Raw genomic sequence first — 23,215 nt, forward strand, 5'->3', positions numbered from 1 at the left:
AGGAGCGTTTTCATGAGGTTGAACGGCAAGGTAGCGATTGTCACCGGCGGCGCCGGCGGAATCGGTCGCGCAATCACCCGAGTCTTTGCCCGTGAAGGCGCGAAGGTCCTGTTCGTCGACATCAACGACGAGCAGGGCCAGGCCCTCGAGCAGGAACTGGCCGGCGCCGGCAAGTTCCTCAACGTCGACCTTGCCGCCGCAGGTTCGGCCGAGCAGATCCGCGACGCCGCACTCGAGGCGTTCGGCAAGCTCGACATCCTGGTCAACAACGCCCACGCGTCTCGTCAGGCCCCGCTGCTGGAAACCACGCAGGACATGTTCGACCTGTCCTTCAACACCGGCTTCTACCCGGTTGTCCACCTGATGCAGGCGTGCCACGACGAACTGGCGAAGACCAAGGGTTCGGTCATCAACTTCGCCTCCGGTTCAGGCTTGGACGGTATGCCCACCCAGACATCGTACGCAGCGGCCAAGGAAGCTGTGCGCGGTCTGACCCGCGTCGTCGCCAACGAGTGGGCGCCGGAAGGCATTCGGGTCAACGTGGTCTGCCCGTTCGCCGCAACCGAAGGCGTCGTCAAGTGGCAGGAAGCCTTCCCCGAGCGTGCAGCCGCATCGGTTGCCAAGGTTCCTCTCGGACGTATCGGTGATCCCGAAACCGACATCGCTCCCGTCGTCGTGTTCCTCGCGAGCGACGACTCGCAGTACATGACCGGTCAGACGTTGATGGCCGACGGCGGCAGTATCAAACTGCGCTGAGCCGAAGCTCTTCACTGCGCTGAGTCGAAGTTCTTCTCGGTGAGCTCAGCTCACCGAGAAGAGCTTGGCCGCGTTGTCGTGTACGACGGCGCGCAACCACTCGTCCCCGAGATCGAACCGCGTAAGTGCTTGCAACGATTTGAGATACGGGTACGGAATGTTCGGGAAATCGCTCCCGAAGAGTATCCGGTCCTGCATGTCGATCAGGCGAGAGATATCCGACTTCGGAAAGGCACACTGCTCTTCCGTGAAGTCGGTGAACGCCATGGTGGTGTCCAGGCGCACATTCCCGTACGCCTCTGCAAGATCAAGGAATTCGCTGTACTCCGGCATACCCATGTGCGCGATGATCAGCGGCAACCTCGGGTAGCGTGCCAGCAACGACGCGATTCGATCCGGCCCGGTGAACGTACCCGGCGCCGGCCCTGAGCCACAGTGAATGACGATGGGTGTCTCGGCGTCCTCGAGTTGGCCCCACACGTTGTCGAGCAGCGGATCGTTAGGGTCGTAATTGCCGACCTGGATGTGGGACTTGAAGATTCGCGCGCCCGACTCCAACGCTTTCCCGACGTACGACGCGGCCGTCTCTTCGGGATAAAACGTGGCCGTATGTAGGCAATCCGGCGTTTGGGCGGCAAACTCGACGGCCCACTGATTGAGCCACTCAGCCATCGCGTTCTTGTGCGGGTAGATCATCGAGGTAAAGGCGCGGACTCCGAATTCACGCAGCCGCTGTACGCGTTCCTCTTCCACCAGGCGATACGTGATCGGCCATGGTCGACCGATCATCGGACCCGCCGAGTCGAAGTACCCCCACACTTTGTCCATGACACTCTTGGGCATGAAGTGGGTGTGAACGTCGATCAAACCCGGAACACCCAGCTCATCCCAAAAGTCCCGAACCGCGGCGATCTCCTCGGCCCCGGGGACCGAATCCGTATCTACGCACATAGCGAGCGCTCCTTCCGTTTGCTCGACCATACCGAGTGTTGTCGCGCTCACTGAGACAGGTGATTGACGGCAAGGCCGTACGCACTCGAATCTGAAGGCATCTTGCCGATTACTGCTGGAGGTTGCATGTCTTTGACCGAGTCCGAAGTCGCGTCACTCAGTCCTGTCGAGGAACTACTCGCAATCGAGGAAATCAAGAAGGTCTTCTCGGCTCGCCTGCGTTGCATGGACACCAAGCAGTGGCATATCTACCCGACACTGCACACCGAGGACGTCGTCAGCGAAACCTGGGGCGGCCTCCCCACGGACAAGCAACCCAAGACCGGTGACACCTCCAATCAGGTGGTCGGTATCGAGAAACTCACCAACGCCATCCGGAACATGCTCGACGGCGAGATTCCTCTCACCACGGCGCACCACGCACACACACCTGAAATCGTGCTGACCTCCCCCACCACCGCCACGGGAATCTGGGCGATGGAGGACATGCTGTGGTGGAACGACGGTGAGAAGGAATTGCACCTGCACGGCTACGGCCACTACCACGAGGAATACCGCAAAGAGAACGGTAAGTGGCTGATCAGCTACCGCACTCTCACGAGGTTGCGCGTCGATCAGGACCCCGGATTCTTCCGATTCATGAAAGCACTGTGATTGACATGACCAGTCCCCTTTTCCAGCCTTTGCGCATTCGTTCGCTCGAATTGCCCAACCGCATCGTCATGTCCCCGATGACGCGCACCTACTCCATCGAGGGCGTCCCCGGTCAGGATGTCGCCGACTACTACCGTCGACGCGCTGAGGGCGGCACCGGCCTGATCGTCACCGAAGGCGTTGCGATCGACCACGTAACTGCGGTCGACCATGCCAACGTCCCCAACCTGCATACGCCCGCCGCTCAGGCCGGCTGGCGCAAGGTCATCGACGACGTTCACGGCGCCGGCGGCAAGATCGTGCCGCAGCTCTGGCACGTCGGCCCGTTGTGGGGCGCGATGACGCAGATGGATCCTTCGCTCAAGCCGATGCGCCCGTCCGGTGAGTGGGGTCCGCTCGGTGTCACCTCGTACTCTGCCGCCTACGTCGAGCGCGCCCAGGCAACAACCGACGCGATGACCGAGCAGGACATCGAAGACGTGATCGCCGCCTACGTCCGCAGTGCGAAGCACGCTGTCGAGCTCGGCTTCGACGGCATCGCCATCCACGGCGGCCACGGCTACCTACTGGATTCCTTCTTCTGGGAAGGCACCAACCGGCGCGACGACGCGTGGGGCGGCGACTTGGAGCGTCGTACCAAATTCCCCGCAGCCGTCGTTGCGGCGATCCGCGAAGCCATCGGCCCCGATCTGCCGATCATCTACCGCTTCTCCCAGCACAAGCAGCAGGATTTCACCGCGAAGATCGCGGAAACCCCGGAAGAGCTGGGCGTGATCCTGGGCGCTTTGGTCGATGCCGGGGTCGATGTGCTGGACGCCAGCATCCGACGCTTCGACGTTCCCGCCTTCGAAGGCAGCGACCTCTCGCTCGCCGGCTGGGCCAAGAAGCTGACTGGCGCCGTCACCATGGCCGTGGGCAGCGTCGGCCTCGGAAAGTCACTGCGCGACAGTCGCATCGAAGGCGTTGCACCCGTCGTGGACAACATCCCCCAGCTCGAGGAGCGCATCGGTAGCGGAGAGTTCGATCTGATCGCGATCGGCCGCTTGCACTTGGCTGATCCGGCACTCGCCACCACCCTGCGTGCCGGCGGCCCCTTGCCGGCATTCGATCGAGCGGTGCATGAGGGCAGCTTGATCTAGGGGCTACGCCTTTTAGAACAGTGTGAACAGATCTTCCGGTTCGACAGCCGTCGTGGACTTCTCCTTGTACGAGGAGTTCACGGCGGTTACTTCTTTTTTCACCGGCACCGGTGTCTGCGCAGCAAGTGGTACCGACTCGATGTCCCCGGAGACAATCGCACGGGCGGCTTCGCCTGCCAGCTTGTCGGCCATCTCGTTGTAGTGGTTGCCCACGTGCCCGCGGACCCAACGGAAACGCACCGGCCCGACACGATCGGTGATGGCACGGTCGATGCTCTGCACCAGTTCCAGGTTCTTGACAGCGCCGCCGCCCGCGGTTTTCCAGCCCTTGCGCTTCCAACTCGGCAGCCACTCGGATGCACATTTGATGGCGTACTGGGAGTCCGATTCGATGAGCAAAGGCTCGTCTCCGGGGTGAGCGACAACGGCCTCGAAGAGCGCCCTCAACTCGGCGATCTGGTTGGTTCCGGATGATTCGCCGCCCGACATCGACGGACCCTCGTGATTTACCCAAGCCCAGCCGATAGCTCCGCCGGGGTTGCGCAGACAGGATCCGTCGGTGCTCACGATGATCATGGCTCGGACCTTACGTTGCCCCACCGACATGTGTCTGAACGCGGGGCGACCGTTGCAGATACGCTGGCCGACGATGACGCCGAAACTCGAGGCTGCCGAAGTCACGGTGACTTCTCAGCGACCACTCGATGCCGCGCTGACGCTCAGCCCGCATCAGCGCGGACCTGGCGACCCCGCTCACAGGCGTACCCCGGACGGCGCGATCTGGCGAGTTTCCCGCCAACTTTCGGGTCCTGTGACCTACCGCATTACACAGTCGGATCGCCACACCGTGCGCGTGCAGTCGTGGGGCGTCGGCGCTACGGAGTTCCTGAGCGGAGCCGAAGCATTGCTCGGGCTCGACGACGAAGCCGACGATTTTGCTCCCGAACATCCCAAGCTGGCCGAAGCTCATCGACGCTTCCCGCATCTGCGGATCGGACGCACCGGACGCGTCATGGAGGCCCTCGTCCCCGCCATCCTCGAACAACGTGTCCACGGCGTCGACGCCTTTGCAGCGTGGAGACGTCTGCTGACCAAGTTCGGAGAACGAGCTCCCGGACCGGCGCCTGACGGAATGCGAGTTCCACTCACCGCGGATCAGTGGCGACGGATGCCGTCGTGGGAGTTTCATCGCGCGAACGTCGACCCGGCAAGATCCAAGACGATCGTGCAGTGCGCTCGGGTTGCCGATCGACTCGAGCAAGCGTCGACGTTCTCACGGGCGGAGGCCACGAGGCGTCTGCGAGCCGTCCCCGGCGTCGGAATCTGGACGGCCGCCGAAGTTGCCCAGCGTGCGTTCGGGGATTCGGACGCTCTGTCGGTGGGCGACTACCATCTCGCCGCAGTAGTCGGCTGGTCCCTCCTCGGGGAACCGATCGACGACGCTCGTATGGTCGAGTACCTCGCTCCCCTGCAACCGCATCGGTATCGGGCGGTCCGGCTCCTGCAGGTCAGCGGCCAGGCCGTCAAACCGAAGTTCGGGCCTCGCACCGCAATCGCCGATCATCGTTGGCACTGAGCGCAAGATCATAGTTGGCACTGAGCGCAGGGAGAGTAATCATGTCGAGTCGATACGCACACATCGCGTTCTCACCCGCTGCGGTCGAGCGCCAGCGCGAGTCGGGCAGTTTCACGATCTACGGATCCAAACTCGATCATCCCGATGCCGGCCCCATGGAATTCGATTCTCGCGCTCAGGGTTTCGTTACATCTGTCGATTCGTTCTTCCTGTCCACGGTCACTTACGACGGTTGGCCGTACATCCAGCATCGTGGTGGTCCCCGCGGGTTTCTCCACGTGTTGGGCCCGAACCGAATCGGCTTTGCCGACCTGCCCGGCAATCAACAGTTCGTGACGCTCGGCAATCTCGAGACCAACAACCGCGTCTCGCTCTTTGTCGTCGACTATCCGACACGAACCCGCCTGAAAATCTACGGCCGCGCTCATGTCGTCGACGCCGATGCCGACCCCGCGCTGCTGCAACAACTTCTGGAGGTTCCCGGCGGCATCATGTCGGCCAAGGCGCAGCGCTCGATAGTCATCGACGTGGAAGCATTCGATTGGAACTGCGCGCGAAACATCACTCCGCGCTACGACAAGGAACGAATGGACGAATCTCTGGCGCTGGCCCGCAGGCCACTACAGGAACAGATCGACTCACTCCAGGCGGACGTTGCCAGGCTCGCCGCCGAGAACGAAGCGCTCCGCGCTCGGGTGTCGAATAACGAATGAGACTGGGCGGTTTCAGGAGTGTGGGGGCCGGGTAGCCACTTGTCACGACCCGTCGCGTGCAAGGCTCTGCTTGCGAGCGCATCGCAGTGCTCGACGGGTCCGCTTGTGCCCGAAAGTTCCACACAGACAGATTGGCTTTCCCCATGAAACTGTCCCGAACTCTGACCATGACCGCGATTGTCGTTGCTGCCGTCGGCGCAGGCGCCGGAACGGCTGTTGCAGCTCCGAACACCGGCTTCGATCCGTTCAACCAACCGGTAAGCACGAACAGTCCGACTGCAGCGACGCTTTTCCCCGGTAACGATGCCAAACAAGCTGCGTTCGACACCATGACGAACGAAATCAATATCGGGTGGAACAACGGCGGCTTGCAGTCGACGCTCGGCGGTGCGGCCACGGGTATCGGGATTGGGTGCTTGTCGATCTTCCCCAACTTCATCGCCGGATGCATCGTCGGCGGAGCCATCGGAACGGGTATCGGTCTGGGCAACGGCATCATGAACGGAAACCCGAATGCCGCACCGGCAGTGGAGAAATTCTTCGCCACTCCGTAGTTCAGGCGTTGTAGTTCAGTCGTGCGAGTGACCATGTGTAGGATCGTCGCCGAAGTGCGTGGCGCCGATCGAGTGAAGTAGCTGGTGAACGGTGTCGTCAGCCAATTGGTAACGCATCGAACGGCCGTCTCGCGTCGCAGTCACCCACCCCTGGCTCCGAAGCAGCCGAAGTGCATGCGAGACAGCCGTCCCGCTCATTCCCAATGCCACGGACAGGTCCGTGACACAGATCCCCGGCGCGTGATGCAAACACAGGAGAAGCCGAAGGCGGTTGGCATCGGACAGCAGTTCAAACCTGTTGGACCACACAGTCACGTCCAGGCCCTCGAGCGCCGCCTGCCCGCGCCGGACATCGGCGATGTTCAAAGCGCCGCTTGACTCCATGCCCGACCGCCTTCGTAGTGCTGTTATCCCTCATACGGAGTGTACCCAGGGGACGCTCAGGCGGATTCCACCACAGCGGCCAGGCCCTGCCCGCCGCCGATACACATGGTCAGCAGCGCTTTTCCGCTACCGCGGCGACTGAGTTCATGCAGGGCTGTAGTCGTCATGCGGGCACCCGTCGCACCGACGGGATGTCCGAGTGAAATTCCGGACCCGTTGACGTTCAGCCGATCGAGGTCCTCGAAGCCCCATTCCTTCACGACGCCGAGAACCTGGCACGCAAATGCCTCGTTCAGCTCCACCAACTCGAAATCGGAGAAGCTGCCGCCGGTCCGGGCAAAGAGCTTCGATACTGCTGCGACGGGTCCGAGTCCCATCAGCGCGGGTTCACAGCCGGCGGCAGCCCAACTGTCCAGGAAGCCGATCGGTTCGAGACCCAACTCGTCCAGTCGATCTTCGGCAACCACCAACATCGCAGCCGCAGCGTCATTCTGCTGACTGGCATTTCCGGCCGTGACGACGCCACCCTTCGTGACGGTCCGCAACCGACCGAGTGTGTCCATCGACGTGTCGTCGCGAATTCCCTCGTCGCTGCGGAACTCCGTGACGTTGCCCTTACGATCGGTCAGTTCCACGGAGACGATCTCGGTGTCGAAACGGCCGGAATCTCGCGCTGCCGTTGCCTTGCGATGACTGTCCACCGCAAACTGATCAGACTGCTCGCGACTGATGTCGCAGCGTTGCGCGACGTTCTCCGCGGTTTCGATCATGCCGCTGATCTTGCCGAATCGCCACTCCGGTTGTGACCGCTCACGCCCACGATCGAGCCTGTCGAACAGTTGCAGCCCACCGGCTTTGGTGCCCCACCGCGCTCCGGTGGTGTAGTGCTCAATGCCACTCATCGATTCGACACCGCCCGCGAGAACCACATCAGCAGCGCCTGTTTGAACCATCATCGCCGCGGTGATGATGGCCTGCAGGCCCGTTCCGCAGCGGCGATCCGTCTGGAAACCGGCAACCGAGATGGGAAGCCCGGCCTCGAGCGCTGCCCACCGGCCGATGCACGGTGCCTCCGAATTGGCGTACGACTGCCCCATCGCAACATCGTCGATGCGGGCAGGGTCGATGCCGCTGCGACGAACCGTCTCCTTGATCACTGTGGCTGCCAAAGTCTCGGCAGGTACGTCACGCAGTGCACCGCCGAAGCGGCCCACCCCGGTCCGAACCGGCGCAACCAGCGCTGCTCGTTTCATGATTTCCTCGAATCTTGTTCTGTACGTGTGAGAATGACTCAGGAGACAAGCAGGCGAACCGTCTCGGCAACAAGAGCAGGCTTTGGTGCCCCCTCGATCTCGATCGTGTAGCGCACGACAATCGTCGCGCCCTTCGCAGTGCGCTCGAACGACAGAATTTCAGCGCCTGCGCGAACCGACGAACCGACCTTGACCGGTTCGGGGAATCGAACCTTGTTGCTGCCGTAGTTGACAGTCATGGCAATGCCGTCGACGCGCATCACCTGGGCACCGAGCACGGGCAGCAGTGACAGGGTCAGGTAGCCGTGTGCAATGGTGCCGCCGTACGGACCCTGCGCGGCGCGTTCGGGATCCACGTGAATCCACTGGTGATCTTCTGTCGCGTCGGCAAACTTGTCGACTCGCTCCTGGGTGACCGGAAACCACTCGCTGTATCCGAGGTGCTCGCCTACTGCCGACTCGACGTCGTCGATTCCGTTGAATACTCGCATGGTCTCTCCTGAGAGATTTTGGGTGACAACGAGATACGACCGCGGGAACCGCTAGTGCGCGCCTCGTCGTAGCGTCACTCGATAGGTGTACTGCTCGGGCAGGAAGTAGCTGACGGACAATTCGTTGGCCAGACCGGCAGCGTTGGTATACAGGCGATCGACGCGCAACATCGCATGCCCGGGTTCACAATTCACGTCCCTGGCAACGTCAGCAGTAGCCGGTGCCACCGTAATCGACTGCGCTGCTTCGATTATCGGACTGTCCAACAGTGGCTCCAATAACCCGATCACGGTATAGGAGCTGACGGCACCTGCCAACATTTCGGGTGCGTCGACGATGTGACGGGCAACAGCTTCGGGCAGGTGTGCGGTGGTCTGTACAAAGGGAATGCCCTCGTGAAATCGGCGAAATACCACCGTATACACCACATCCGTATCCAACCGGAGCCTGCTTGCCGCTTCGATGTCCACACGCCGAACCAGTGGCGCGACGACTTCCATTGTCGTGTCCTTCGACAGGTTCATCAGGTCTTCGATGGACCCCAGATGCCGCAGATACTGGCCGGTGTTCTCCGTCACGAACGTGCCACGACCCGGGACCCGATACACGATGCCTTCGGAAACCAGGTCGTGGAATGCTCGTCGAACCGTCTGGCGGCTCACGCCGTGCCGCGCCGCCAGTTCGGATTCGGTGGGTAGCTGAAGGCCGTCGCGGTAAGTTCCGGCGGATATCTGCTGACGAAGCTCACGGGAGAGGCGTTGATACGCCGGCTCCGTCTCTCTTTCCTTACCGCTCATAGCATTCAGATTCTACTGGCTCACCGAGTGGTCACAGACCACCGCGCGCAACCAGCTGCGCGACGATGACATTGCGCTGAATCTCGTTGGTGCCCTCGCCCACGATCATCAGTGGGGCGTCCCGGAAGTAGCGCTCTACGTCGTATTCCGTCGAATAACCGTAGCCACCGTGAATGCGGACCGCGGACAACGCAATTTCCATGGCAACCTCGGACGCATACAGCTTGGCCATTCCGGCTTCCATGTCGCACCGCTCGCCGCTGTCGTACTTCTCTGCCGCGTGCCAGGTCAATTGCCGAGCCGCGGTCAGCTTCGTCGCCATGTCCGCGAGGTAGTTACCGATCGACTGATGCTTCCAGATCGGTTTGCCGAAGCTTTCACGCTGCTGCGCGTAGGCAAGCGAATCCTCGAGTGCAGCGGTCGCAACACCGAGCGCCCGGCAAGCCACCTGGATACGGCCGGTTTCGAGGCCCTTCATCATCTGTCCGAAGCCCTTGCCGGGCACGCCGCCGAGGATCGCGTCTTCGGAGATGCGGTAGTTGTCGAAGGACAACTCACAACTCTCGACGCCCTTGTAGCCGAGCTTGGGGAGATCACGGGAAACGTTGAGCCCCTCGCCCTGTTCGACCAGGACGATCGAGATACCGGCATGCCGCGGACTTGCCGAAGGATCCGTCTTGCACAACAGTGCGATCACACCGGATCGCCGCGCATTGGTGATCCAGGTCTTTGCTCCGTTGATGACCAGATCCGTGCCGTCGCTCTTGGCGTTCGTGGTCATCGCCTGCAGATCGGAGCCACCGCCGGGTTCGGTAAGAGCCATGGTGGCTCGAATTTCACCGGTTGCCATCAGCGGCAGATACTTCAGTTTCTGTTCCTCGGTGCCGAACAGGGTGATGAGCTTGGCTACCACCGTATGGCCACCCATTGCACCCGCTAGCGTCATCCAACCTCTGGACAGCTCCTGGGTTACCTGCGCATAGCACGGCATCGATACAGGGCATCCACCGTATTCCTCGGGAATGGCGAGGCCGTAGATCCCGATCTGCTTCATCTGGTCGATCCACTTTTCGGGATATTCGTTCGCGTGCTCCACCTCCTGCACGGAGGGCTTGACCTCGCGATCTATGAACGATCGCACCGTGTCGACCAGGAAGGTCTCTTCGTCGTTGAGCTTGAGCATGAATCCGCCTCGACATTGTTCAAAGTTTGTACGGCCATATTTAGCCATTGTTGACCCTTTGTCAACACTTCGCCTTGACAGTCACCCACAAATGCTGCCAGCATCGTGGAAAAACCAGTGCAATTCTGGAAATAGCCACGAAATTTCGACTGATTCACGGCAACTCACCACATTTTCAACTGGCCGTACATTTGGGCCCTGATCGAGGTAATCGACACACGTGACTAACAACGAGTACCGATCTGTCCGACGCCGCACAGCCCTGGTTGCGCCCGGCAGCGACGAGCGCAAAGTACGCAAAGCGCTGAACTCGACCGCGGACGAGGTGATCCTCGATCTCGAGGACGCCGTCACCACGGCCAACAAAAACACCGCCCGCGAGCTTGTCGCCGAACTTGTTCGCGAGTTCGGCGCTTCCCGAACCGTGTCCGTGCGCGTCAACGGACCGACCACCCCGTGGTTCGTCGCCGACATGACCGCGTGCGGCGCACTCGGCGAATCGTTGACCAGTGCGATAGTCCCGAAGGTGGAGTCTGCCGAGGAACTCCTCGAAGCGCAGCGACTTCTCGTGGCAGCAGGCGGAAACTCCGTCACCCTTCAAGCGCTCATCGAGACACCGTTGGGCGTCTCGAACGTCGACGCCGTCACCCGATCGACGACGCGCCTGCAGGCAATCGTCATCGGATACGCCGATCTCGGTGCAGCACTGGGACGCTCACGCACCGCTCTCCCGGAGCACTGGCTGGCCGTGCAGGACAGAATTCTGATCGCCTGCCGCACCGCCGGTATCGCTGCTATCGACGGGCCGTTTCTCGGAATTGCCGACGACGACGCCTTCCGCCACTCCGCGGCCTGGACCAGCGCGCTCGGATTCGACGGAAAGTGGGTTATCCACCCGGCGCAGATCGATTCCGCTACTGCGGCATTCACACCATCGGACTCCGATGTCGCCGACGCCCGACGGGTCCTGGGCGCACTCGAAGAAGCCGAAGCCTCCGGCGCCGGCGCGGCGCAACTCGACGGTCAGATGCTCGACGAAGCCGTCGCCGTGGCAGCGCGTCGCACACTCGCCCGAGCAGAAGGAGTCAGGGCATGAGCGTACAGAACGGGAGCGACCATTACGCCGCCGATCATTATGTCGGTGGACCGTATTTCGACGAGCTCACCCACGGGAAGGTTTTCGACGAAGCTCCCGCCGTCACGCTGACGAGTGGCCTTGCCGCCACCCATCAGGCCATCCTCGGCGACCGGATGCGACTTTCCCTCGACGCCCATCTCTCGACTGCAGTCACGGGAAGTGCTGCACCCGTTGCCAATCCTGGTTTGGTCACCGACATCGCGATCGGCCAGTCCACGGTGGTTACCCACCACGTGAAGGCCAACCTGTTCTACCGCGGACTGCGATTCCACCGGTTCCCCGTTCTCGGCGACACCCTGTACACGCGTACCGAGGTGGTGGGACTGCGCGAAAACTCGTCCAAGCCCGGCCGCGCCCCCACCGGCCTTGCGGCACTGCGGATGACGTCCACCGACCAGAACGGCAACACCGTTCTGGACTTCTACCGTTGTGCGATGCTGCCACTGAGCGGCAATCCCGACGACGGGCGCACGCGGCACGACGACGATCTGTCGTCCATCGGCCCTGACGCGCTCGCCCCGTACGTGACGCCGCAAGACTGGAACCTCGACGCTTACCGAAACAAGGTTCCCGGCAAGCACTTCGATCAGGCACTGGTCGGTTCGATCCACCGCAGCAGCGGCGACGTCGTCTCCAGCGCACCCGAGCTCGCCCGGTTGAGCCTCAACATCGCGGCGACACATCACGACGAACGCGTCGGCGCCCATGGTCGTCTTGTCTACGGTGGCCACACCATCGGTATCGCCCTCGCGCAGGCAACTCGGGCACTCCCGAACCTGGTCACCGTTCTCGGGTGGCATTCGTGTGATCACACCGGACCCGTCCACGAAGGCGATACGCTCACGAGCGAACTCCGCGTCGAGAGCGCCACTCCACTCGAACACGGCACTGCCGTCGAGCTTCGATCACTTGTTTTCTCCCACAACAGCTCTGCCACCGACACTCCCGTGCTGGACTGGCGATTCACAGCTCTGATGGCATGACCGACACGCTAAGGACCATCATGACCACCCAGAACACATCCACAGGCCCGTTGGCCGGACTCCGCATCATCGAGATCTCCAGCTTCGTCGCGGCTCCCCTGTGCGGGCTGACACTCTCCCAACTCGGCGCCGAGGTCATCCGAATCGATCCCATCGGCGGCGCTTCCGATTACAACCGTTGGCCGGTGACCGATCACGGCGAGAGCATCTACTGGACGGGCCTGAACAAGGGCAAGAAGTCACTCGCCGTGAACATGCGCTCCGACGAGGGACAGGCATTGGTGCAACAACTGGTCACCGCACCCGGCCCCGGCAACGGCATCCTGGTCACCAACGCGGGCGGACGCGCGTGGATGAGCCACGCTACCCTCGCCGCCCTGCGAGAAGACGTCATCACCCTCGAAATCCTGGGCCGCCGCGACGGCTCCCCCGGAGTCGACTACACCGTCAACGCCGGGTTGGGATTTCCGATGATGACCGGACCTTCGGACCATGCCGGCGTCGTCAATCACGTACTTCCGGCCTGGGACATGGCCTGCGGGTTGCATGCGGCACTGGCAATTACCTCCGCAGCACGCAAACGCGACACCACCGGAGAGGGTTCACAGATCACCCTCCCCCTCGAAGACGTTGCGCTCGCAACAGCGGGCACACTCGGGTACTTCACCGAGGTCCAGATCAACGGACACAGCCGCACGTCCGGCGGCAACGCCGTGTACGGAACGTACGGAATCGATTTCGTCACCAGCGACAACGAACGTTTCATGATCGTCGCGCTGACCACCCGCCATTTCCGTGACCTCACGGCAGTGACCGGAACAACCGAAGCCGTCGAAGCCGTCGAAGCTGCCTTGGGCGCAGATTTCACCACCGAAGCCGACAGGTACACCCACCGCGAGGTGCTCACCGCACTGTTCTCGCGTTGGTTCCGTGAACACAGCGGTTCCGAAGTTGCTGCAGCACTGGACAAGACATCGATCCTGTCCGAGCGCTACCGCAGTTTCGCGGAGGTCGTCGAATCCGGCGAACTCGAAAAGAACCCGATGTTCACGACGCTCGAACAACCTCGCATCGGGTCCTACCTCGCCGCCGGCCATCCCGCATCATTCAACGGAACTCACTTCACGACCGGACCCGCCCCGGTAGTCGGCGAAGATTCCGTGACCGTACTGGCCGAGATCCTCGGCACGACTGCAGATCGTGCGGCCGAGCTGGCAGAGAACGGCACAGTCGGCGTTCCGTCACTCTGATCACGCCTACCTACAGCTTCGGCCTCGGGAAATTCTCCCGAGGCCGAAGTTGTAGGTACGCAAGAACTGTCAGAGGCCAAGATCTTTGGCGATGATGGTTTTCATGACTTCACTTGTACCACCGTAGATTCGCGTGACGCGTGTATCAGCGTAGAGGCGAGCGATGGGGTACTCGGTGATGTACCCGTACCCACCGTGCAACTGGAGGCATTTGTCGATTACTTGACCGGCCGCCTCAGTACAGAACAGCTTTGCCTTTGCTGCATCGGCGATGGTCAGCGTGCCACGGTCATGACACTCCAGTGCGTTGTCGGACACCAACTGGATTGCATCAACTTCGGTAGCGCACTCCGCCAGAACGAATTTGGTGTTCTGGAACGCCGCAACCGGCTTACCGAAGACCTTGCGATCCTTGACGTAATCGATGGCAAATCGAAGTGCTGCAGTGGCCGTCGCGGCCGCACCGAAAGCAATGGTCAGTCGTTCCTGCGCCAAGTTGTGGGTCAGATAGCTGAAGCCGTCACCTTCCTCGCCGAGCCGATCCTCGACGGGCACCTGGACGTCGACAAACGACAGCTCCGCGGTGTCCGAGGTCTTGAGCCCGATCTTGTTGATCTTGCGCCCCACCGAGAAACCCGGTGACGATGTATCGACCACCAGAATCGACAATCCACTACGACGGTTCTCCGCGGTACTGGGCGCGGTCCGGCACACCACCAGAATGCGATCGGCAAGCACGCCGCCGGTGATGAACGTCTTGGCTCCGTTGAGCACATAGTGCGTACCGTCCTCGGACAGCTTGGCCGACGTCGCGATGTTCGCCAGATCCGAGCCCGTTCCCGGTTCGGTCATCGCAATCGCGAACATCAGATCGCCGGATGCAAACCCGGGCAGCCACCGATTCTTCTGTTCCTCGTTTGCGTACTCGAGCAGGTACGGCAGGATCAGGTTCGTATGGACGGACTGCGAGCCGAACGACGCCCCGGCCGCGGCAACTTCCTCAGCTACGACGACATTGAACTTGAGCGAGGACTCACCGCCTCCGCCATATTCCTCCGGAACCTGAATTCCGAGTACGCCCAGCTCACCCAACCGGCGATAGAAATCACGGGGCGGGTGACCGTCTTCTTCCCACTTCTCGTGGACTGGCGTCACTTCCTTCGCGATGAAATCGCGGACGGTTGCCCGGAATGCCTCGTGATCCTCGTTGAACACGGTGCGCTGCATGTATGAACTCCAGTCGGTCAAGGGAAACGAGGGTGATCTTTTTATCACCTTGCCTCAATTTGCTGCGTGCGATCCAACACCCATCACCTATGTGTCCGATAGGGCATTCCAATACCCCCTGACCTGCGATACATAGGTAACCGCTATCGTTCCGATCACCGACGCGACATTGCCGAAAGTGATCCAGAACACGTTGAATAGGACAGCCGGCAACGCACACAATCGATCGCTTCGAGGCCGTGCTTCGATCACGATCGCCACCGCCTACCAACCTCGAAGGGACGCCCGTGACCAACATCGCGCAGCATCGTAACGACGTCCAACCAGAATCGTCTGTCGTCCCGGTCTTCGGCACCCGCAAGCGTGCATGGACGATGACCGGACTGGTCGTCTTCCTCTACGTCGTCAACTACGCCGACAAAGCAGTCCTCGGAATCATCGCTCAGCCGCTTGCACGTGAGCTCGGACTGAAGTCGTCGCAAATCGGCATGGTCGGCTCACTGTTCTTCCTGATGTTCTGCATCGGTGGCTTCATGGCCGGACCCCTGAACAAGTACCTGACCCTTCGTTGGGCGCTGCTGATCTTGGCGGCGATCTGGTCCGTGGTCATGCTCCCCCTCGTTCTCGGCGCAAGTCTCGCAATGCTGATCGTCTCGAGGATGCTGCTCGGACTTGCCGAAGGACCCAGTTCGGCTCTGATGCACACCGCTGCATATTCATGGCACCCACCGGCCAAACGCGGCCTTCCCGGCGCGATGCTCGCCGGATCCGCTTCCGTCGCAAAGATCGCCCTCGCTCCCGTGCTGACGTTCATCGCCGTTCATTACGGTTGGCGCGCAGCAGTTCTCTCGCTCTCCGTTCTCGGTCTGGTGTGGATGGGTTGCTGGCTGGCCGGTTGGTCCGAAGGACCGTACACGAGCAAGGCAGTCAAGGCGACCAAGCAAGCAGATACCGAAGAAGCAGTCGAGACGACTGCAAAAGCAGTCACCGAACCGAACGTTCCGTGGCGCAAGATCCTGCTCTCCCGCACGTTTGTCAGCTGCTGCTTCCTCATCGCCGCCATCTACGCGCTGACCACCGTCGTCCTCACCTGGCTCCCGTCGTACTTCGAGGTCGGCCTCGGTTACAGTGCGATGCAAGCCGGTTCGATGTTTGCACTGCCGTCGATCGTAGGCCTGATCCTCATGATCACCTCCGGTTCCGTCACCGACAAGCTGATCGGCCGCGGTTTCACGTCTCGCACAGTTCGCATCATCGTTCCCTGTGTCGGCGTTCTGATCTGCGGATCGATTCTCCTGTTCCTCCCCCAGATCTCCGCTCCCGCCGTCGCGGTCGCCATGGTGTCGATCGGCTACGGATTCTCGGCAATCACTTTCCCACTCATCAACGCCGCGATCTCCGAACTGTGCCCGCCGCAGCAGACTGCCGGAACCATGGGATTCTTCCTCGCCATCATGTCGATCGGTGGCCTGATTGCGCCTTACGCAACGGGAGTCATCGTGGATAACGCCGCAACGGCTGCCGACGGTTATGCCCAGTCCTTCCAGGCAATCGGCATCATCGGCGTCATTGCAGCGGTTCTGGTACTCGTCTTCGCCAATCCCGACCGCGACCGAAAGCTCATCCGCGGCTGAGAACTCCACTCATAGCCATTCGCTAACAAAGCCATTCACCGAAAGACATTGCCGGGTCGCCCTTGCTCGTGATCGACTCGAAGCACGCCCCGACCGCACAGTCGCAACACCGGGCACGAACAGCAGGAGAGACACATGCGAGATGCCGTCATCGTCGACGCAGTACGTACACCGATCGGCCGACGCGGCCGCGCCCTCTCGGAGATCCATCCGGCGGATCTGTCTGCACACGTGCTGCGTGCACTCGCCGAACGGACCGGACTCGACGCGGCAACGGTCGACGACGTGATCTGGGGATGCGTCAGTCAGGTCGGCGAACAAGCCGGAAGCATCGCCCGCACAGCCGCACTCGCCGCCGGTTGGCCCGACAGCGTTCCCGGGGTCACGCTGACCCGCGCCTGCGGATCGAGCCAACAGGCAGTCTCCTTCGCCGCGGCCACCGTCATCTCCGGTCAGAACGACGTGGTCGTAGCGGGCGGCGTCGAGTCGATGTCGCGAGTGCCGATGGGAACTGCCAGCAAGAACGGTGAGCATTTTCCCGCTTCGGTACTCGAACGATTCGGCGTCGACGGATTCAGTCAAGGAACCGGCGCCGAGATGATGGCTCGCAAATGGGCACTCACACGGACGGCTCTCGACGAATACTCCCTCCGCTCACACGAACTCGCGGCGCGCGCTACCGATGCGGGTGCATTTACCGGACAGATTGCTCCAATCGCCGACTTATCTCAGGACGAAGGAATTCGGCGAGGAGGAAGCCTGGAGTCGCTCGCGAAACTGCCGGCAGCGTTCGACGCAGACGGAGTGATCCACGCCGGCAACTCTTCTCAGATTTCCGACGGAGCGGGCGCCACACTCGTCACGACCAGTGAGTACGCCCGAGCACGTGGCTGGAAGCCCATCGTCCGTATTCACACAGCAGTTGTCGCGGCCGATGATCCTGTCATCATGCTCACCGGTCCGATTGCCGCCACGGCAAAGGCATTGGAGCGGTCAGGGTTGTCCATCGACGACATCGGCGCCTTCGAGATCAACGAGGCATTCGCGCCCGTCCCACTGGCCTGGTTGGCGGAAACCGGCGCCGCCATCGATCGTCTGAATCCGCTCGGCGGCGCGATCGCGGTCGGCCACCCGCTCGGAGGATCCGGCGCAATTCTGATGACTCGGCTCGCGCATCACATGCGCGATAACGGAATCCGTTACGGACTGCAGTCGATGTGCGAAGCCGGCGGCATGGCCAACGCGACAATTCTCGAATTGATCTGACCCGACGTCATTGTCCGGTCTACTCGTCATCCAGCAGGAAAGAAGAACTTAATTCATGAAACTCGAGGGACTTTCCACCGCGATCACCGGCGGCGCTTCAGGTTTGGGCCTGGCAACCGCTCGACGGCTACTCGACGCCGGAGCACACGTCACGCTGATCGACCTGCCTTCGTCCGAAGGTAAGCAGATAGCAGCCGATCTCGGGGCTGCGGCACAATTCGTCGAGGCCGACATCACCGACAGCGAACAATTCACGGAAGCACTCGACGCGGCGCACGCACGCGGTGGCTTACGCGCTGTTGTCCATTGCGCGGGTGCCGGACGTCGCATGCGCATTCTCGACAAGGACGGAAAAGCCGGATCGGTCGAGGATTTCGAGTTCGTCGTCAAACTCAATCTCGTCGGTTCGTTCAACGCACTGCGTCTCGGCGCCGAGCGGATGGCAGAACTCGATGTCGTGGACGGTGAGCGCGGCGCCATCGTCATGACGGCGTCGGTCGCAGCCTTCGAAGGTCAGATCGGCCAGATCAACTACACGGCATCCAAAGCCGGGATCGTCGGTATGACCGTCACCGCTGCCCGCGATCTCGCCAGCCGAGGTATCCGCGTCAACACCATCGCGCCAGGCATCATGGACACACCATTGCTGGCACGTCTGCGCGAAGACGTGCGGGCAGGCCTCGAAGCCTCGGTTCCCAATCCGTCGCGGTTGGGCCGCCCCGACGAGTTCGGCCAGCTGGCGGTATCGATCCTCGAAAACGGCTACCTCAACGGCGAAACCATCAGACTCGACGGCGCTATCCGGATGGCACCCAGGTGACGGGCAGGGGCATGACTGCCAATCCACAACTGCGCCACAATATGCAGTATCCAGACACCACCATGGCGTACTGGGCGCCCAGCATGGCGGCTCTCTACGGTGACCGCCTCGCCGTCGTGGACGGTGAGCGTACATGCACGTTCCGCGAACTCGGTGAGCGCAGTGCACAATTCGCCGGCGCGCTGCGACAGTCCGGGGTCGGTGTCGGTGATGTCGTGTTACTGCACCTCGGAAACTGCGTCGAGTTCCTGCAGGCTTACTACGGCTGCCTGCAGGCCGGGGCAACGGTCACGTTGGTCAACCCATTGCAGCCGGAACCGGGATTGCGCAAGCAGATCGAGGAGACGTCGGCCGTCGCTGCTGTCACTCAAAGCGCACAGCTGCACACACTCCTCGGGGCAGCGTCGGGAACCTCCGTCCGCACGATCGTCATGGTTCAGGACCCCGACGTCGCCGTTGACGCACCAGAGGCCGTCGTCGCGTTCGGCTCCTTCATTGCGGGCCTACCCACCGAATTCACCCCTGCCTCCGTCCGAGGTGACGACGTCGCGCACATTGCGTTCACCGGCGGCACCACCGGAGTTTCCAAAGGCGTTCGCGTTCTTCACCGCAACGTCGTCGGCAACGTCACCCAGATGTGTGGCTGGCGAACCGGTCACGAGTTGGACGTAGGGGCCGCCGGACTCGTCACGCCGCGGCCCATCGACGGCCTCGACGTGCTCGGGCCGACGCCGGGAACGGGGGCGACCATCGTGGTCTCGCCTCTCTTCCACGCACATTCGTTGCTCAACACGTCGTTCCTGTTGATTTCCGGCCTCACTCAAGTTTTTGCCGGCCGGTTCGAACCCGGTCGAATGCTCGAATTGATCGAAAAGCACGGCGCCACCTATCTCACCGGCTCACCAGCCATGTGGCACGCACTGTCGGTCCACCCCGACGCGAACGTGCGCAACACCGACAGCGTCTGCGTCGTGTCCTCGGGCGCCGCCCCGATCGACAGCGTCACGCTAGCAGCTCTCCGCCGCGCATTTCCCAAAGCTCTTGTCGTCGAGGGTTACGGGCTGACCGAGGCGACCTGTGTTGTCACGGCAGCTCCGCTGATCAACGGTTCGGAATACCGTCAGGGCAGCGTCGGGTTCCCGATCTTCGACACCGAGATCCAGATTCGCGACCAGATCGACAGGCACACAGTTCTCGGCGAGAACGAACGCGGCGAACTGTGGGTACGCGGACCTCAGGTCACCGACGGCTATCTCGGCCACCCGGAAACCACCGCACAGCAATTTGTCGACGGGTGGCTGGACACCGGAGACATCGCATACGAGGATTCGGACGGATACCTCTTCATCTGCGACCGCGCCAAAGACATGCTCATCTACAAGGGGTACAACGTCTATCCCCGTGAACTCGAGGAAATCCTGATCTCGCACCCCGCAATCTCGACGGCCGCAGTCGTCGGCCGCGAGGTTGGAAGCAATGGTCAAGAGCCGGTGGCTTTTGTCGTGATGATTCCCGGAGCTGAATTCGACGCCGAGCAGATCAAGTCGTTTGTCGCCGAACAGGTGCTGCCGTACAAGAAGATTCGCGAAGTTGTCGAGGTCGAACTACTCCCCACCTCCGCCGCGGGCAAGGTCCTCAAGACCGACCTTCGCTCGAGGCTTCTCGAATCCGTCGACAAGACAGGTGGTTCCTAGATGACAACCTTCGCCGATCTGACCTCTCGGTTGCGGGTACCGGTTCTCGCCTCACCGATGTTCATCATCTCGACTCCAGACCTCGTCATCGCACAGTGCACCGCTGGGATCATCGGGTCGTTCCCGGCACTGAATGCTCGCCCACAATCAGCGCTTCGGGATTGGTTGAAGCTGATCACGGTGGCGCGTGAGGAACACGATCGTGAGCACCCGGAAAATCCGTCCGCACCTTTTGCGGTCAACCTCATCGTCCACCGGTCCAACAACCGACTGGAAGAGGACCTGGCAACCATCGCCGAGTTCGAGGTGCCCATCGTCATCACCTCGCTCGGCGCTCGCACCGACATCAACGATGCCGTCCATGCGTACGGCGGAATCGTTCTTCACGACGTCATCGACAACCGCTTTGCGCGCAAGGCCGTCGAAAAGGGTGCCGACGGACTGATTGCGGTAGCTGCCGGTGCTGGTGGTCATGCCGGTACGCAATCACCGTTCGCTCTGATTCGCGAGATCCGGGAGTGGTTCGCCGGTCCAGTTCTGTTGTCTGGCGCCATCGCTCACGGAGATTCGATTCTCGCTGCACTCGCTGCGGGAGCCGACTTGGCCTACGTCGGCTCAGCATTCATCGCAACCGAAGAGGCTAACGCCGATCCCGCGTACAAGGAGATGATCGTGGGTTCCGGGGCCTCCGACATCGTCTACTCCAACCTGTTCACCGGAGTACACGGAAACTACCTGCGCGGCAGCATCGAGGCCGCGGGATTGGACCCGGACAACCTAGCCGAATCCGATCCTTCCGCAATGAGTTTCGCGACGACCGACACCGATGCCAAGGCGTGGCGCGACATTTGGGGCGCCGGTCAGGGAATCGGACCGATCGACGCTGTCCTTCCGACACACGCAGTGGTCGAGCGTCTCGCCGCCGAGTTCGAGGCTGCGCGCGAACGTATCTGCCGTCTCTAGCCCGGCAGGCATTCGTGGACCAAGTCCACGAATGCCTGCCCCACCGGAGAGAGGATGGACGGGTCGAAGACAAGCCCGTACGTCCGCAGGAATCTCGGCTCACAGGCCCGCTCCACAACCTGTCCCGGCATCGACTTCGCCACGGCACGCTCGACCAACGACCCGCCGAGCCCGGCAATGACCATGGGCAGCCTCGATTCCCGCTGCTCAGTGACGACGGCGAGCTCGGTTCTCGTCCCAGCCTTGCGAATCGAGTCTTCGATAGCGTCGCCCATCGCTGCTCCGCGAGGAACAAAAACCATGGGAATGTCGGGCATCTCGGCAAGGCGCACCGGCCCCTCCGGAAGTTCGGTTCCGACAGGATAGACCAGTCGATAGTCCTGTTCCCCCAGCTCGATGATCTCGAATCCCTTCGCTGCTTCGAGGGGCAAATGGGCAACCGCGAATTCGCAATGGCCGTCACGGATCAGAGAATCGAGATTGTCTTCACGCTCCAACTCCGAAAACCTCACTCGCGCCCGGGGATACCGAATGCAGAACTCGGCGATCAGATCGACGATGGTCCCGGACGTGAGAGCGGGAAACGCCATGATGTCGAGTCGACCGACGACGGCGCCGTCAGCAGCAGTCAACTGCCCCTCGGCGGCAGCAACATCGCGGAGCACCTGACGGCTCGGCCCGACCAGACTGCGTCCGGCCGCACTGAGCACCATCCCCCGCCCGATCCGATGGAAGAGCCTTACTCCCAGTTCGCGTTCCAGCCCGCGCAGTGCCTGAGACACTGTCGGCTGAGCGACGCCCAGCGCGGCAGCCGCACCACTGATTCCCTTGTTCTCGACAACCGCGAGAAAGTACTCCATCTGCCGAAATTCCACAGTTCACTCCCTCGCCGTGGATCCTGCAGCAGCGGTGGCCATTTCGGCTGCTGTTGCGATGAAAGCGGCGGCCGCGGGTGACTGCTCACCGGCGCGATAGACAAGACCGACGTCTCGGGCCAGCGGCGGATCGAACGAGAACGCGAGCACATCCTTCATCTGTTGCTGCGCAACCTTTCTCGGCACAACCGTGGCTCCGATGCCCCGACGCACGAGTTCCCAGGTGGTCACGGGGTGCACACAATCCACCACGACGTTCTCTGCACCGGCACTGAGCAGAGAACGGAATTGGTTCGATTGATCTCCGAGATCTACCACCAGTGGCAGAGCATGGAGGACGTCGCGCCGAACCGGATCGACCAACGGTTTCACAAGCCTGTCGGACAACGACACATGTGTGGCGAGCACCATCTCCTGGGTCGTTATCGGTGCGGTGACCAGACCTTCGTATCCGATACTCAGATCGGTGACTCCGACCTCGGCGGATCCACGCCTCAGGGCAGTATCCACTCCGGCCGGCCCGAAGGTATCGAGAACCCGCACGACAATCTTCGGAAAGTTGGCCCGGAATCGCCGAACCAACTCGACCATCGGATCTATCGAGAATGCCGAGTACGACACGACGTCGACACGACCGAACTCGAGTTCACGGACGGCGGTCACCTTGGCCTTCGCGCGCTCGACGTCGGCAAGGATTCGCCTGGCCGCGAGATCGAATGTGCGGCCCGCATCGGTGAGGACCAGACGTCTTCCCGTCCGGTCGAACAAAGTGGCACCCAATCGGCGTTCAAGCGTACGAATCGCCTGAGAAAGCGAAGGTTGCGAAATGTAGAGAGACTGAGCCGCCTTCGTTATCCCACCGTGGTCGACAACAGCGACGAAGTAGGTAACAAAGTGCAGATCCACTCACCCA

The 23,215-nt window shown here is 61.8% G+C and carries 24 protein-coding genes; 14 read left to right on the top strand and 10 right to left on the bottom strand.

The genetic code is table 11. From position 1 onward, the window contains the following. Nucleotides 1-12 precede the first annotated feature (12 nt). Complete coding sequence (locus RG2_RS20705) at nt 13-756, top strand: SDR family NAD(P)-dependent oxidoreductase (protein WP_033233251.1); 744 nt, start codon at nt 13-15, stop codon at nt 754-756. A 45-nt stretch (nt 757-801) separates the two neighbouring features. Here RG2_RS20705 and RG2_RS20710 read toward each other — a convergent pair whose 3' ends face one another. Then, the gene (locus RG2_RS20710) at nt 802-1,707 is read right to left on the bottom strand and encodes an amidohydrolase family protein (RefSeq protein WP_051730442.1); all 906 of its coding nucleotides are present in this window, start codon (nt 1,705-1,707) and stop codon (nt 802-804) included. 126 nt (nt 1,708-1,833) lie between these two features. On the opposite strand from RG2_RS20710, the gene RG2_RS20715 reads away from it, so the two are divergent. After that, the gene (locus tag RG2_RS20715; protein ID WP_033233253.1) at nt 1,834-2,361 is read left to right on the top strand and encodes a nuclear transport factor 2 family protein; all 528 of its coding nucleotides are present in this window, start codon (nt 1,834-1,836) and stop codon (nt 2,359-2,361) included. Nucleotides 2,362-2,366: 5 nt separating this feature from the next. Continuing rightward, nucleotides 2,367-3,500, top strand: a complete 1,134-nt coding sequence (locus RG2_RS20720; protein ID WP_033233811.1) for an NADH:flavin oxidoreductase — start codon at nt 2,367-2,369, stop codon at nt 3,498-3,500. Between the two features lie 12 nt (nt 3,501-3,512). On the opposite strand, the gene RG2_RS20725 is transcribed toward RG2_RS20720, so the two are convergent. Further along, entirely contained in the window at nt 3,513-4,076 is a 564-nt protein-coding gene (locus RG2_RS20725) for a ribonuclease H family protein (RefSeq protein WP_033233812.1), read from the bottom strand. 73 nt (nt 4,077-4,149) lie between these two features. On the opposite strand from RG2_RS20725, the gene RG2_RS20730 reads away from it, so the two are divergent. The 3 genes from RG2_RS20730 (at nt 4,150) to RG2_RS20740 (ending at nt 6,343) form a co-directional block, all read left to right on the top strand. After that, a complete protein-coding gene (locus tag RG2_RS20730) occupies nt 4,150-5,076 on the top strand; it encodes a DNA-3-methyladenine glycosylase family protein (RefSeq protein WP_033233255.1) in 927 nt (308 codons plus the stop codon). A 41-nt stretch (nt 5,077-5,117) separates the two neighbouring features. Then, nucleotides 5,118-5,789 carry a pyridoxamine 5'-phosphate oxidase family protein gene (locus RG2_RS20735; RefSeq protein ID WP_033233258.1) on the top strand — a complete coding sequence of 224 codons (672 nt, stop codon included), beginning with the start codon at nt 5,118-5,120 and terminating at the stop codon, nt 5,787-5,789. A 143-nt stretch (nt 5,790-5,932) separates the two neighbouring features. After that, the gene (locus RG2_RS20740; RefSeq protein ID WP_033233259.1) at nt 5,933-6,343 is read left to right on the top strand and encodes a hypothetical protein; all 411 of its coding nucleotides are present in this window, start codon (nt 5,933-5,935) and stop codon (nt 6,341-6,343) included. 15 nt (nt 6,344-6,358) lie between these two features. Here RG2_RS20740 and RG2_RS20745 read toward each other — a convergent pair whose 3' ends face one another. From RG2_RS20745 to RG2_RS20765, 5 genes are read right to left on the bottom strand one after another with little or no spacing between them, the layout of a single operon-like run. After that, nucleotides 6,359-6,727 (bottom strand): ArsR/SmtB family transcription factor, encoded by a 369-nt coding sequence (locus RG2_RS20745; RefSeq protein ID WP_033233260.1) that lies wholly within the window; start codon nt 6,725-6,727, stop codon nt 6,359-6,361. Nucleotides 6,728-6,783: 56 nt separating this feature from the next. Next, nucleotides 6,784-7,980, bottom strand: coding sequence for an acetyl-CoA C-acetyltransferase (locus RG2_RS20750; protein WP_033233262.1), 1,197 nt, complete (start codon nt 7,978-7,980; stop codon nt 6,784-6,786). Nucleotides 7,981-8,018: 38 nt separating this feature from the next. Next, nucleotides 8,019-8,471 (bottom strand): MaoC family dehydratase, encoded by a 453-nt coding sequence (locus RG2_RS20755; protein WP_033233264.1) that lies wholly within the window; start codon nt 8,469-8,471, stop codon nt 8,019-8,021. Between the two features lie 51 nt (nt 8,472-8,522). Further along, on the bottom strand, nt 8,523-9,269 hold the full coding sequence (locus RG2_RS20760) for a GntR family transcriptional regulator (protein WP_033233266.1): 747 nt from the start codon (nt 9,267-9,269) through the stop codon (nt 8,523-8,525). A gap of 31 nt (nt 9,270-9,300) precedes the next feature. Continuing rightward, entirely contained in the window at nt 9,301-10,452 is a 1,152-nt protein-coding gene (locus tag RG2_RS20765) for an acyl-CoA dehydrogenase family protein (RefSeq protein WP_033233268.1), read from the bottom strand. 220 nt (nt 10,453-10,672) lie between these two features. Here RG2_RS20765 and RG2_RS20770 point away from each other — a divergent pair, with 220 nt between their 5' ends. Genes RG2_RS20770 through RG2_RS20780 form a run of 3 tightly spaced genes read left to right on the top strand, consistent with a single transcriptional unit; the run spans nt 10,673 to nt 13,823 of the window. Next, on the top strand, nt 10,673-11,548 hold the full coding sequence (locus RG2_RS20770; RefSeq protein ID WP_033233270.1) for an HpcH/HpaI aldolase/citrate lyase family protein: 876 nt from the start codon (nt 10,673-10,675) through the stop codon (nt 11,546-11,548). Further along, nucleotides 11,545-12,573, top strand: coding sequence for a MaoC family dehydratase (locus RG2_RS20775; protein ID WP_033233272.1), 1,029 nt, complete (start codon nt 11,545-11,547; stop codon nt 12,571-12,573). The genes RG2_RS20770 and RG2_RS20775 overlap by 4 nt, the downstream gene beginning before the upstream one ends. Before the next feature lie 20 nt (nt 12,574-12,593). Continuing rightward, nucleotides 12,594-13,823, top strand: a complete 1,230-nt coding sequence (locus RG2_RS20780) for a CoA transferase (RefSeq protein ID WP_033233274.1) — start codon at nt 12,594-12,596, stop codon at nt 13,821-13,823. A gap of 69 nt (nt 13,824-13,892) precedes the next feature. Here the strand turns inward: RG2_RS20780 and RG2_RS20785 are convergent, their stop codons facing one another. Continuing rightward, nucleotides 13,893-15,050: an acyl-CoA dehydrogenase family protein gene (locus tag RG2_RS20785; RefSeq protein WP_033233276.1), complete on the bottom strand. Its 1,158-nt coding sequence runs from the start codon at nt 15,048-15,050 to the stop codon at nt 13,893-13,895. Nucleotides 15,051-15,346: 296 nt separating this feature from the next. Between RG2_RS20785 and RG2_RS20790 the strand changes: the two genes are divergently transcribed. From RG2_RS20790 to RG2_RS20810, 5 genes are all read left to right on the top strand, one after another. Then, on the top strand, nt 15,347-16,684 hold the full coding sequence (locus RG2_RS20790; RefSeq protein WP_371851333.1) for an MFS transporter: 1,338 nt from the start codon (nt 15,347-15,349) through the stop codon (nt 16,682-16,684). A 135-nt stretch (nt 16,685-16,819) separates the two neighbouring features. Next, nucleotides 16,820-17,950: a thiolase family protein gene (locus RG2_RS20795; protein ID WP_033233278.1), complete on the top strand. Its 1,131-nt coding sequence runs from the start codon at nt 16,820-16,822 to the stop codon at nt 17,948-17,950. Nucleotides 17,951-18,005: 55 nt separating this feature from the next. After that, the gene (locus RG2_RS20800; RefSeq protein ID WP_033233280.1) at nt 18,006-18,770 is read left to right on the top strand and encodes an SDR family NAD(P)-dependent oxidoreductase; all 765 of its coding nucleotides are present in this window, start codon (nt 18,006-18,008) and stop codon (nt 18,768-18,770) included. An 11-nt stretch (nt 18,771-18,781) separates the two neighbouring features. Then, nucleotides 18,782-20,464: a class I adenylate-forming enzyme family protein gene (locus tag RG2_RS20805; protein WP_033233285.1), complete on the top strand. Its 1,683-nt coding sequence runs from the start codon at nt 18,782-18,784 to the stop codon at nt 20,462-20,464. Continuing rightward, a complete protein-coding gene (locus RG2_RS20810; RefSeq protein ID WP_033233287.1) occupies nt 20,465-21,427 on the top strand; it encodes an NAD(P)H-dependent flavin oxidoreductase in 963 nt (320 codons plus the stop codon). On the opposite strand, the gene RG2_RS20815 is transcribed toward RG2_RS20810, so the two are convergent. Both RG2_RS20815 and RG2_RS20820 read right to left on the bottom strand, forming a co-directional pair. Beyond that, nucleotides 21,424-22,302: a LysR family transcriptional regulator gene (locus RG2_RS20815; protein WP_033233289.1), complete on the bottom strand. Its 879-nt coding sequence runs from the start codon at nt 22,300-22,302 to the stop codon at nt 21,424-21,426. The two genes, RG2_RS20810 and RG2_RS20815, sit on opposite strands and share 4 nt — an antisense overlap. 3 nt (nt 22,303-22,305) lie before the next feature. Then, nucleotides 22,306-23,208 carry a LysR family transcriptional regulator gene (locus RG2_RS20820; protein WP_033233291.1) on the bottom strand — a complete coding sequence of 301 codons (903 nt, stop codon included), beginning with the start codon at nt 23,206-23,208 and terminating at the stop codon, nt 22,306-22,308. Nucleotides 23,209-23,215: the final 7 nt, after the last annotated feature.

Source organism: Rhodococcus globerulus NBRC 14531 (assembly GCF_001894805.1).
GTDB classification, from domain to species: Bacteria; Actinomycetota; Actinomycetes; order Mycobacteriales; family Mycobacteriaceae; genus Rhodococcus_F; species Rhodococcus_F globerula.